This is a genomic window from Butyrivibrio sp. INlla21, from assembly GCF_900116875.1.
Lineage (GTDB): Bacteria > Bacillota > Clostridia > Lachnospirales > Lachnospiraceae > Butyrivibrio.
On the sequence record NZ_FPCC01000030.1, the window covers coordinates 22,255 to 33,977 of the forward strand.

Annotated in this window: 11 protein-coding genes; all 11 read left to right on the forward strand. The window is 43.5% G+C overall.

What is annotated here, in order from left to right:
• Positions 1-10: 10 nt before the first annotated feature.
• The 11 genes from mraY (at position 11) to BM377_RS13765 (ending at position 11,487) form a co-directional block, all read left to right on the forward strand.
• A complete protein-coding gene (mraY, locus tag BM377_RS13715; protein ID WP_092249706.1) occupies positions 11-976 on the forward strand; it encodes a phospho-N-acetylmuramoyl-pentapeptide-transferase in 966 nt (321 codons plus the stop codon).
• A 15-nt stretch (positions 977-991) separates the two neighbouring features.
• Complete coding sequence (murD, locus tag BM377_RS13720; RefSeq protein WP_092249709.1) at positions 992-2,362, forward strand: UDP-N-acetylmuramoyl-L-alanine--D-glutamate ligase; 1,371 nt, start codon at positions 992-994, stop codon at positions 2,360-2,362.
• A 24-nt stretch (positions 2,363-2,386) separates the two neighbouring features.
• Complete coding sequence (locus BM377_RS13725) at positions 2,387-3,532, forward strand: FtsW/RodA/SpoVE family cell cycle protein (RefSeq protein WP_242948183.1); 1,146 nt, start codon at positions 2,387-2,389, stop codon at positions 3,530-3,532.
• A gap of 2 nt (positions 3,533-3,534) precedes the next feature.
• Complete coding sequence (locus BM377_RS13730) at positions 3,535-4,350, forward strand: cell division protein FtsQ/DivIB (RefSeq protein WP_092249712.1); 816 nt, start codon at positions 3,535-3,537, stop codon at positions 4,348-4,350.
• Between the two features lie 110 nt (positions 4,351-4,460).
• Complete coding sequence (ftsZ, locus tag BM377_RS13735; RefSeq protein ID WP_092249715.1) at positions 4,461-5,699, forward strand: cell division protein FtsZ; 1,239 nt, start codon at positions 4,461-4,463, stop codon at positions 5,697-5,699.
• Between the two features lie 176 nt (positions 5,700-5,875).
• Positions 5,876-6,388, forward strand: coding sequence for a transcriptional regulator NrdR (gene nrdR / locus BM377_RS13740; RefSeq protein ID WP_092249718.1), 513 nt, complete (start codon positions 5,876-5,878; stop codon positions 6,386-6,388).
• 95 nt (positions 6,389-6,483) lie between these two features.
• The gene (locus BM377_RS13745) at positions 6,484-8,064 is read left to right on the forward strand and encodes an ABC transporter substrate-binding protein (RefSeq protein ID WP_092249721.1); all 1,581 of its coding nucleotides are present in this window, start codon (positions 6,484-6,486) and stop codon (positions 8,062-8,064) included.
• A 70-nt stretch (positions 8,065-8,134) separates the two neighbouring features.
• Positions 8,135-9,079 (forward strand): ABC transporter permease, encoded by a 945-nt coding sequence (locus tag BM377_RS13750; protein WP_092249724.1) that lies wholly within the window; start codon positions 8,135-8,137, stop codon positions 9,077-9,079.
• Positions 9,076-9,897 carry an ABC transporter permease gene (locus BM377_RS13755; RefSeq protein ID WP_092249727.1) on the forward strand — a complete coding sequence of 274 codons (822 nt, stop codon included), beginning with the start codon at positions 9,076-9,078 and terminating at the stop codon, positions 9,895-9,897. The genes BM377_RS13750 and BM377_RS13755 overlap by 4 nt, the downstream gene beginning before the upstream one ends.
• The gene (locus tag BM377_RS13760) at positions 9,888-10,688 is read left to right on the forward strand and encodes an ABC transporter ATP-binding protein (protein ID WP_092249730.1); all 801 of its coding nucleotides are present in this window, start codon (positions 9,888-9,890) and stop codon (positions 10,686-10,688) included. The genes BM377_RS13755 and BM377_RS13760 overlap by 10 nt, the downstream gene beginning before the upstream one ends.
• Before the next feature lie 46 nt (positions 10,689-10,734).
• Positions 10,735-11,487 (forward strand): ABC transporter ATP-binding protein, encoded by a 753-nt coding sequence (locus BM377_RS13765; protein WP_092249732.1) that lies wholly within the window; start codon positions 10,735-10,737, stop codon positions 11,485-11,487.
• Positions 11,488-11,723: the final 236 nt, after the last annotated feature.

Sequence of the window (11,723 nt, forward strand, 5' to 3'; positions counted from 1 at the left end):
AGGTTTTATTGTGAGTAGCTATGTTTTGAGAACGTTTATTCCTGTGGTCGTGTCATTTATGATAGCTGTTATTACAGGACCTGCTATCATAAATGAACTTAGAAAGCTCAAGGCAGGACAGACTGAGAGAAAAGAGGGACTTGCATCCCATCAGAAAAAGACAGGAACACCTACAATGGGAGGAATTATCTTTCTCCTTCCGCTTTTGGTAGTAGGGCTTTTTTACGCACCCACTCATAAGGAAGTTATACCCGTTCTCATTCTTACATTCGGATTTGGATTCTTGGGATTTCTTGATGATTTCATCAAAGTAGTTAAAAAAGACAATTTGGGACTGCGAGCTTGGCAGAAGTTCCTCGGCCAGTTCGTTGTTTCTATGGCTTTTGCTTTTTATATTGAGAGTTGTACGGACCTTTCGCTTGCAATGAGAGTTCCTTTTACGGATATCATGCTTGATTTCGGATTCTGGAATATCCCTATCATGTTCTTTATCGCGATCGGAACAGCAAACGGAACCAACTTTACGGACGGTGTTGACGGCTTGTGTGCATCGGTTACGGCTGTAATTGCCGGATTTTTCGGAGTTGCGGCAATAGCATACGGAAGCGACGGAGCACAGGTGTTATCTTGTGTAATGCTGGGAGCTCTTTTGGGCTACCTTGTATATAACGTATATCCCGGAAAAGTTATGATGGGCGATACCGGCTCACTGGCTATCGGTGGCTTCGTTACGGGAATAGCATATGTTCTTCAGATGCCGATCTTCATAGCGATTGTTGGATTCATCTATATGTTTGAGGTTATTTCCGTAATGCTTCAGGTATCATACTTTAAGCTTACTAACGGAAAAAGAATATTCAGAATGGCACCCATTCATCACCATTTTGAAAAGGGCGGCTGGTCAGAGACTAAGGTCGTTAACGTGTTTACAACAGTCACAATTCTTTTGTGCCTGCTTGCATATATTGGACTGTAATTTGAGGTAAAAGAAATGAAAACAAGCGATATTATTGACAAGAAAGTATTGGTCATCGGCTCCGGATTATCAGGTGTCGGATCGGTAAACCTTTTAAACAAAGTGGGTGCTAAACCCGTTGTACTTGAAGAAAACAAGTCTTTATCAGAAGAAGACATCAGATTAAAGCTCCACGAAGAGGACAGAGATAAGACAGAAATAATCGTAGGCGAAATAAGCGATGCGGTTCTTGACAAGCTTGTTTTGGTTGTTCCAAGTCCTGCTGTTCCTCTTGATTCACCAACCGTACTTCGTATTAAAGAAAAGAATATTCCTATCTGGAGCGAGATAGAGCTTGCATATAATTTTGCAAAAGGCAAGGTTGTGGCTATTACCGGTACAAACGGAAAGACTACGACTACAACACTTGTCGGCGATATCATGAAGGCTCATTTCGGAAAGGTATACGTTGTCGGAAATATCGGCGTATCCTATGCGGAGAGCTCACTTCTTATGGATGATTCATCCGTTACGGTCGGAGAGATAAGCTCTTTCCAGCTTGAGGCGGTTGATAATTTCCATGCGAATGTATCTGCCATATTAAACGTTACACCCGATCATCTCAACAGGCATCATACAATGGAATGCTATGCTGCGATGAAGGAGAACATCACCAACAATCAGACTAAGGACGATACCTGCGTTCTTAATTATGACAATGAATATACAAGAGATTTCGGGAAAAGATGTCCCGCCAAGGTGGTTTTCTTTTCAACAAAAGAAAAGTTATCGGACGGTCTTTTCCTTGACGGAGACGAGATTTACATGAGCACAGCGGGAAATGCCGTAAGTGTCATGAATATCCACGATATGAATCTTGTCGGACTTTGCAACGTGGAAAATGTAATGGCTGCGATTGCAATGTCACTTGCTATGGGCGTTCCGATGTCTACTGTTCTTGAAGTTATCAGAAATTTCAAGGCTGTTGAGCATAGAATTGAATTCGTTGCCACAAAGAGGGGTGTTGATTATTACAACGATTCCAAGGGAACCAATCCCGATGCCGCAATTCAGGGAATAAAGGCTATGAGTAAGCCTACAATCCTTATCGGCGGCGGATACGACAAGGGCAGTGAATACGATGAATGGATCGAGAATTTCGGAGATAAAGTTAAGCTCCTTGTACTTATCGGTCAGACCAAAGAGAAAATAGCAGAGTGCGCCAAAAAGCACGGCTTTAATGATTTTGTATTTAAGGATACTTTTGAAGAGGCACTTGAGTTCTGCACTCAGAGTGCAAATGAAGGCGATGCGGTTCTTCTTTCTCCCGCATGCGCAAGTTGGGACATGTTCCCGAATTATGAGACCAGGGGTAAAAAATTCAAAGAATACGTTTGCAAATTATAATATTTTTTGTAGCGAGGGGATGTTTTGAATAGGATCAGAGCACTTAGAAAACCAAGAGAAGAGTCTTATATTGATTACAGTTTGATATTTATCATACTGTTTCTTTTGGCGTTCGGACTTGTAATGGTGTATTCCACAAGTTCCTATGAGGCTAATCTTGATCTGGGTGACTCATCTTACTATTTCAGACACCAGATGGTTTCAACAATCATCGGACTTGCTGCAATGATGATCGTTTCATATATTCCATACAGATTTATAGCAAAATTTGCATTTCCGATTTATATAGCGGCGGCTGTGTTGCTGATTTTGGTCATTCCTTTCGGAAAAAGGATCAACGGTGCTAAGCGTTGGATCTACATCATGGGTATGTCGGTTCAGCCCGCAGAGGTCGCGAAGTTTGCGGTTATAGTCTTCTCCGCAGTTCTGATCATCAAGCTTAGAAAAAATCTTATGAGTCCCAAGGGATATATGACAGCGCTTGCATTTCCGGCACTTTATTCACTTATGGTGTACGGCATTACCAAGAACCTGAGTTCTGCCATTATCATTATGGGAATTACTGTTGTCATGCTCTTTATCTCAACTCCCGGATACAGAAGATATGTTATCGCGGCATTGTCGTTATTTGCGCTTGTTGCGGTCGTTGTTCTTATTATAGCCAATTCGGAACATTCAAGCGGAATGAACTACAGATTTGAAAGAGTACTTGCTTGGCTTGATCCCAAAGCTCATTCAAGCGGAAAGGGATTCCAGACACTGCAGGCTCTTTATGCGATCGGTTCCGGAGGAATATTCGGAAAGGGCTTGGGCGAGAGTATGCAGAAGATGGGATTTATCCCCGAAGCTCAGAATGACATGATCTTCTCGGTTATCTGCGAGGAGCTTGGATTATTCGGAGCAATAGCCGTTATGCTTATGTTTCTCCTTCTTATCTGGAGACTTATGATTATTGCAAACAATGCACCTGATATGCTTGGAGCCCTTCTCGTTATCGGGGTTATGGGACATATTTCCATTCAGGTTATTCTTAATATAGCGGTTGTTACCAATACAATTCCCAACACGGGAATCACTCTTCCCTTTATAAGTTACGGAGGATCGGCGGTTATTATTCAGCTGGCGGAAATTGGTCTGGCGCTTAATGTTGCAAGAAATATAGGAAGATAAAAATGGCAAGAAGACGTAGAAAAAGGTCGTCTTCCGTAAGACGATCCGAGTTTAATAACAGGTGGCATATTAAAGACTCCATCAGAAATAACAGGAGTCTTTATATTATTGCGCTTATCATTCTTGCTGTTCTTTTGATAATACTCGGTGTTATTAAATACATTTCCGACACCTATACAATTACCAATGTTTATGTTTCCGGTAATAAGCATTATACGGATGAAGAGATAATAGACATGGTAATGACTGACAGACTGTGTAAGAACTCGATGTTTCTTTCTTTGAAGTACCGAAATAAGAGCATCGGTGATATCCCGTTTATAGAAAAGATGGATGTAGACATAGTCTCCCCGGATACGGTTAAGATCAATGTCTATGAAAAAGCGATAGCGGGATATATTTCTTATCTCGGTCATTACATGTATTTTGACAGAGACGGAATTGTTGTTGAAAGTTCTTTTGAACCATCCGACGAAGTCCCTCAGGTTATGGGGCTATCGTTTAACAGTGTAATAATTCACGAGAAGCTTCCGGTGGAAAACGATGAGGTCTTTGATGAGATCCTTGATATCACACAGCTTCTTTCCAAATACGAACTTAACGCCGACAAAATATTTTTTGACAGCGAATACAACGTTTATCTGTATTTCGGTGGCATAGAGGTCAGCATAGGAACAAAGGATTTTATTGACGCCAAGATCATAGAACTTAAAAAAATTTTTCGTACCGATCAACTTGACGGAAAAACGGGACTTTTGGAGATGAAAGATTTTAATGAAGATACCAAAAACACCTCATTTATCCCAAAAAAAGAATGATATTTCGTATTTTTTGAATTAATTATCGAACAAAAAAACGGGTTGATAATTTGTTTTAAAAATCGTATCATTGATAACAGGAGTTTAAAGGTCGTGAAGGAGGAGTTGTTTTGCTCGAGATAAAGTCAAATGATGCGGAATCTGCTTGCAAGATCATCGTTGTCGGGGTCGGTGGTGCAGGTAATAACGCTGTTAATAGAATGGTAGATGAGAATATAACCGGTGTTGAATTCATCGGTATCAATACAGATAAGCAGGCTCTCCAGCTCTGTAAGGCACCCAAGCTTTTACAGATCGGCGAGAAGCTGACCAAGGGACTTGGCGCAGGTGCTAAGCCTGAGATCGGTCAGAAGGCTGCTGAGGAGAGTTCCGAGGAGATCTCGGCTGCTCTCAAGGGTGCAGATATGGTATTCGTTACCTGTGGTATGGGTGGCGGAACCGGTACAGGAGCTGCTCCCGTTGTAGCTAAGCTTGCGAAGGATATGGGTATCCTGACTGTAGGTGTTGTAACCAAGCCTTTCAGTTTCGAAGCTCGTGTTCGTATGCAGAATGCTATGCTCGGCATACAGAACATCAAGTCCAACGTAGATACGCTTATTGTTATCCCTAATGATAAGCTTCTTCAGATAGTCGACAGACGAACAACGATGCCCGATGCTCTTAAGAAGGCCGATGAGGTTCTTCAGCAGGCAGTTCAGGGAATCACAGACCTTATCAATGTACCCGCAGTTATCAATCTTGACTTTGCCGATGTTCAGACGGTTATGAAGGACAAGGGCATTGCTCATATCGGTATCGGTACAGGTAAGGGCGATGAGAAGGCATCAGAGGCTGTTAAGATGGCCGTTGAGTCTCCTCTTCTTGAGACTAAGATCAATGGCGCTTCAAGCGTTATTATCAATATTTCCGGTGACATCACTCTTCAGGATGCTTCAGATGCTTCCGAGTATGTTCGCCAGCTTGCGGGAAATGATGTTAACATCATCTTCGGTGCAATGTATGATGAGAATCAGCAGGAATCATGCACGATTACTGTTATTGCTACAGGTATTGACGACAAGCAGATCAACACACCTGTGAAGCCCGTTGTGGCAGCTACAGCTTCACCTGTTTCAGCTACGATAGCTCCTCAGCCTCAGGCTGTTGCAGCACATACACCCGTGGCTCCCGTTACACCTGTAACACCTATTCAGCCTACGATCACACCTATCGGTGTTTCATCAGCTGATGCTTCTGCAGCAGCTGCGGCAGGTCCCAGACCTACACTTGGAATCAGCCGTCCCAGTGAGATCAAGAGCACAGTAGAGCCCAAGTCTCTCAAGATTCCTGATTTCTTACAAAGAAAATAATCAGATTAGTATTCCCTCCACAAATGTGGAGGGAATTTTTATTATGTGGAAAAAATCGCAAAATAATGATACAATAACTGGTAGAAATGCGTGTATTTTCGGCAAGATGTTGTGGATGAAATCTGCCGATAATAAATACTTATCAAATGTCATTTTGTTGAGATGGAGGATTTGGTATGAAATGCCCATTCTGCGGAAAAGATGATACAAGAGTAATCGATTCAAGACCTGCGGATGAGAATACGTCCATTAGAAGAAGACGTGTATGCGATTCCTGCGGCAAGAGATTTACCACTTATGAGAAGGTTGAGACGATTCCGCTCATAGTTATAAAAAAAGGCGATGTGCGTGAGCCGTACGACAGAGCCAAGATTGAAGCCGGTGTTTTCAGAGCTTGCCACAAGAGACCTGTAAGTGCCGAGCAGATCACTAAGCTTGTTGATTCGGTTGAGACCGAAGTTTTCAATATGGAGCAGAAGGAAATTCCCAGCCGTGCTATCGGTGAGATAGTAATGGACAAGATGAAGAACTTAGATCCGGTCGCATATGTAAGATTTGCTTCCGTATACAGAGAATTTAAGGATGTTAATACCTTTATGGACGAACTTAAATCTGTTCTTCGAAAAGAGGCTGACGGAACTATCACAGATACAACAGATAAGAACACTCCGCTACTTAAGAAAGAATGACTTGGAAGCCTTGACAGAGACTTGTCAAGGCTTTATATTTTATCAGTAATGGCATTGCCAATGCCTATAATTCAATAAGGAGGAAGATTTTTAACATGATTAAAAGAAGTATTGGCAGAAAGGTAGGCTGCCGTCTTCTGATGGTTGTGTTGACAACGCTGACTGTTGCATTGAGCGGCTGCTCAAGTGACAAGACAGGAGATTCCAAGAAACCGGAAAGTGAAGCTGCGCAGGCAGATAATCAGGCCGGAAATGCGGATGATCTTTCTAAGCTTATCGTTGGTATACCTCAGGATTTGGATAGTTTTGACCCTCATTATGCGACGGGGGCAGGAACCAAAGAGGTTTTGTTTAACATATTCGAAGGACTTGTTAAACCCGATGAGAACGGTAATCTTAACCCTGCTGTAGCCAGTGAGTACACAATATCGGAAGATAATAAGGTATATACTTTCACACTCAGAGACGGAATCAAGTTCCACGACGGCTCGGCTGTTACAGTAGAGGATATTAAATATTCTATCGACCGTAACGCAGGCGCTGACGGAAGTGAGCCGCTTGTTTCTTCTTTTTCCAATATAGACAGTGTGAATATACTTGATGACAGTCACGTAGAGATAGTACTTAAGGAAGCTAATTCCGAGTTCCTTACTCAGCTTACGGTTGCTATTATTCCGGCATCCAACGAGCATCCCGAGAACAAGATCATCGGAACGGGCCCTTACAAGTATGTATCAAGCGCACCACAGGAGAACTTTACAGTAACGGCATTTGATGATTACTGGGGAGACAAGGCATATATCAAGGACGTGGTTTTCAAGATCGAATCCAATGCAGATGCGGTTGTTATGGATCTTGAGGGCGGATCTATCGATATGTTCGCAAGAATTCCCAGCTCACAGGTAGCTCAGCTCTCCGATAAATTTGAGATCTACGAGGGAACAATGAACCTTGTACAGGCTCTTTACCTCAACAATAAGGTTAAGCCTTTTGATGATGTGAGAGTTCGTCAGGCACTTTGCTATGCGATCGATCCCAAGGAGATAATGGACTTTGTTTCCGACGGAGCGGGCGTTGAGATCGGAAGTGCTATGTATCCTTCATTCGGTAAGTACTTCATGCCTGAGCTTAACGATGTTTATAATCAGGATGTGGAGAAGGCGAAAGCTCTTTTGACAGAAGCAGGATATCCTAACGGATTTGAGTTTACGATAACAGTTCCTTCAAACTACAAGCAGCACGTTGATACTGCTCAGGTTATCTCCGAGGAGCTCAAGGCGATCGGTGTAACAGCCAATATCCAGGAGATTGAGTGGAACTCATGGCTCTCTGATGTTTACAATGACAGAAAGTACGAGTCAACGGTTGTTGGTTTTGACGCATCAACACTTTCCGCTGCGGCTCTTCTTGCTAGATATGAGACAAATGCAAGTAAGAACATGTTCAATTTCAGCAGCGAAGCATTTGATAAGGCTTATGCCAATGCACAAGCCACATCGGATGATGCCGAGAAGACCAAGTACTACAAGGAATGCGAGGAAATCCTTGCAAAAGAAGCTGCAAACGTATATATTCAGGACCTTCCTGAGTTTGTGGCGCTCAACAAGAAGTTTACGGGATATGTTTTCTATCCCCTTTATGTACAGGATATAGCTAAGATCAGACCTTCACAGTAAATACGACATACAACGGATCCGAATAAATGTCCGATCCGTAAGAAGACAAAAGAATGCGGGGAATACGCGTATGAAATATATCATTAAAAAAATTATTTCCATGATAATTACTTTAGTGGTGGTTTCTCTATGCGTATTCCTCGCTTTTAGTATTATTCCGGGAGATCCGGCACTTAGGATGCTCGGAACGGAGGCTTCTCCCGAGCTTATTGCTCAGACAAGGGAGAGAATGGGACTAAACGATCCCTTTTTTATCAGATATTTCAGATGGTTTACGGCTTTTCTTCACGGTGATATGGGCACGAGCTACAACTACAGTGTCCCCGTATCCGGCATGATCCTTGGCAAGATCCCGATCACGCTCACGATGGCCGTAATGTCTTTTTTGCTTACAATCTTGATCTCAATTCCCTTCGGTATTATTACCGCCAAGCATGAGGGTGGTATTCTCGACAGAGTTATCACGGTGTTCAACCAGATAGTTATGGCAATTCCGCCTTTCTTTTCGGGAATCCTTATAAGCTTTGTGTTTGGAATGGTGCTCAGATTCTTTACTCCCGGGGGATTTATCTCATATAAGGATGATTTCGGCGGATTTATCAGGTATCTGATCTTTCCTGCCGTTGCGGTTGCGCTTCCCAAGATAGCAATGACGGTTAAGATGCTAAGGGGCAGCGTTATAGATGAGGCGGCAAAAGATTATACGAGAACCGCCTACAGCAGAGGCAACAATACTAACGGTGTGTTGTACAGGCACGTTTTAAAGAACGCGCTCATTCCGGTCATCACCTTCCTTGGAATGGTGCTTGCGGACATGATCGCGGGAAGCATTGTAATTGAGCAGGTTTTCAGCATACCCGGTATAAGCAGGATACTTCTAACAAGTATCAGCAACAGAGACTACCCGGTTGTGGAAGCGATAATCATGGGCATTGCGATCGTGGTTATCGTGACCAATCTTTTGGTTGATATCATTTACAGAATAATCGATCCGAGAATAGGCATTGAAGAATGAAGAACTTAAACAGGAATTTTAAAAAGATAAAAAAAGACCCATATATGCTGTTTGGGCTTATAATAACCGGAATTATCCTTTTGATGATAATTGTCGGTCTGTTTTGGATGCCTTATGAACCGACCAAGATGAGTGCGTCCGAAAAGCTTCAGGGAATCTCTTTTAAACATATCATGGGTACCGATAATATGGGACGTGACGTGTTCAGCAGGGTTATGTACGGAAGCAGGGTGACGCTCCTTATAGCAATCGGAACAGTTACGATCGGTGCGGTGCTCGGTACTGCGATCGGCGCGCTTACAGGGTATTTCGGCGGCGTGTTTGATGAAGTTATCATGAGAGTTATCGATGCTCTTTTTGCATTTCCCAGCATTCTTCTTGCACTTGTAATCGTCAGTGTTTTCGGAACGGGATGGGTTCAGCTTCTTATGTCACTTGGAATAGCGTTTATCCCAAGCTTTGCCAGGATCGTAAGGGGCGAAGTGCTTAGGTGCAGGAACATGGATTATGTTGCGAGCGCCAAGCTTCAGGGCGTATCCGATGTCAGGATGATATTTGTGCACATACTTCCCAATATCAAGGGAGTTATGGCTTCTTCAATACTTATAGGTTTTAACAATGCAGTGCTTGCGGAAGCGGGACTTAGCTACTTAGGAGTAGGTTCGCAGCCTCCTTACGCAAGCCTTGGAAAGATGCTGTCGGATGCACAGCAGTACATGTTTACAACGCCGAGCTATTGTCTGTGTCCCGGTGTTGTTATTGTGCTTATGGTGCTTGGTTTTTCATTCTTGGGAGAGGGGCTCAGAAGATGGGAATAATACTTGATGTAACTGATCTTCATATTGAATTCCACGATCACGACGAGCCTGAGACGGTCGTTGAGGATTTTGACCTTATGCTTGAAGAGGGCGAGATCGTCGGTATTGTCGGTGAGTCCGGTTCCGGAAAGAGTATGAGTGCTCTTGCCATTGCGGGGCTTTTAAACAGACATGCGCTTAAAAAGACAGGAAGGATCATGTTTAACGGCGATGATCTTCTTACCTGCGACAGAGCGACGCTCCGTTCATATCAGGGCGATGAGATCTCGATGATCTTCCAGGAGCCCATGACGAGCCTTAATCCGGTTAAAAGAATCGGCTGGCAGGTTGAGGAATCTCTTTTTATCCATCATCCCGATATCGATAAAAAGGAGCGTAAGAAAAGAGCGATAGAGATGCTTAAGGCGGTTGGACTTAATGACGCCGAGAACATCTACTACATGCATCCGCATGAGCTTTCCGGCGGTATGAGACAGAGAGTCATGATCGCGGCGGCGATGATAGGTAATCCCAAGATCCTTATTGCGGACGAGCCCACAACGGCGCTTGATGTCACAGTTCAGGCGCAGATTGTCGAGCTTCTTAAAAAGATCAACAAAGAGAGGGGAACCTCGATCATATTCATATCACATGATCTTAGCCTTGTAAGCCAGCTGTGCGAGAGGGTTATAGTCATGCAGAAGGGCAATATCGTAGAGAGCGGCAAGACATCTAGAGTCTTTTCAAATCCGACGAATACCTATACAAAGAAGCTTATTGCGGCGATCCCCAAGATCGATATCGGGGAGTGAGACCGTTTTCAGAGTATTATTTTAGGCAAAAACGCAGGGAAAGTATATGAGTGAAGCAGTACTGAGAGCAAAAGACCTATGCGTCTTTTATAAAAACAGAAAAAGAAAGCTCTTTTCGGGCAATAAAAAGGTGCAGATCCTTCACGATGTCTCTTTTGAGATGGGAGAAGGTACGGTTCTTGCCATCGCGGGAGAATCGGGCTGCGGTAAGTCGACGCTTGCGCGCGCCATTGTCGGCATAAACAAGGACTACACGGGAGAGCTGTGGCAGAAATATGAAGGCCCGCAGATGGTTTTTCAGGATCCGTACAATTCTCTTAATCCGGCGAAGAAGGTGGGCTGGCTTTTGGAGGAGCCTCTTAAAGTCGATAAGACCAGAAAGTGGACAAAGGAAGAGCGCCTTGCCAAGGTAAAAGAGATCATGAAGGAGATCGAGCTTCCGCTTGAGATGCTTGAAAGATATCCTTCGCAGTTATCGGGCGGACAGAGGCAGAGAGTATGCATCGGAATCGCCCTTATGAGAGAGCCAAAGCTCCTTATCGCTGACGAGCCGGTTTCGGCTTTGGACGTTACGATACAGGCGCAGATCATGGAGCTTCTTCGTTCGCTTCACAAGAGACTTGGCATTTCCATCATATTTATCTCGCATGACCTTCGCGTAGTGTACCAGATAAGCGACTGTGTGATGATCATGAAGAATGGAAAAGTGATAGAATACGGCGAAACGAAGGACGTGTATCGTAATCCTCAGGCAGAGTACACAAAAGAGCTGCTTAAGGCCGCGGGAATCAGGAAGTAAGCAACAGGCTTTCCCCGGATTCACAGTATTTTTACTTAGATGCTTGTTTTCGCCGCATAGCGATTTGCTTATAATTCAAAAACAGGAAAATGTCTCATTTCGTGTTACTCATGGAAATCGACATTTTCCTGTTTTTATCATTTTTTTTAAGGGCAACATCCATGGGAATGTATACTTTCTTTGAACTGGCAGGAGGTGTGCAGAGTTATCTTGAGACCGGAAGCTTTTCTGATGCT

Excerpts from the sequence above, each read along its gene's own strand:
- BM377_RS13755 (WP_092249727.1), top strand. The coding sequence starts at position 9,076 with ATGAAGAACTTAAACAGGAATTTTAAAAAGATAAAAAAAGACCCATAT.
- murD (WP_092249709.1), top strand. The coding sequence starts at position 992 with ATGAAAACAAGCGATATTATTGACAAGAAAGTATTGGTCATCGGCTCC.
- nrdR (WP_092249718.1), top strand. The coding sequence starts at position 5,876 with ATGAAATGCCCATTCTGCGGAAAAGATGATACAAGAGTAATCGATTCA.
- BM377_RS13745 (WP_092249721.1), top strand. The coding sequence starts at position 6,484 with ATGATTAAAAGAAGTATTGGCAGAAAGGTAGGCTGCCGTCTTCTGATG.
- BM377_RS13760 (WP_092249730.1), top strand. The coding sequence starts at position 9,888 with ATGGGAATAATACTTGATGTAACTGATCTTCATATTGAATTCCACGAT.
- BM377_RS13765 (WP_092249732.1), top strand. The coding sequence starts at position 10,735 with ATGAGTGAAGCAGTACTGAGAGCAAAAGACCTATGCGTCTTTTATAAA.
- BM377_RS13750 (WP_092249724.1), top strand. The coding sequence starts at position 8,135 with ATGAAATATATCATTAAAAAAATTATTTCCATGATAATTACTTTAGTG.
- BM377_RS13730 (WP_092249712.1), top strand. The coding sequence starts at position 3,535 with ATGGCAAGAAGACGTAGAAAAAGGTCGTCTTCCGTAAGACGATCCGAG.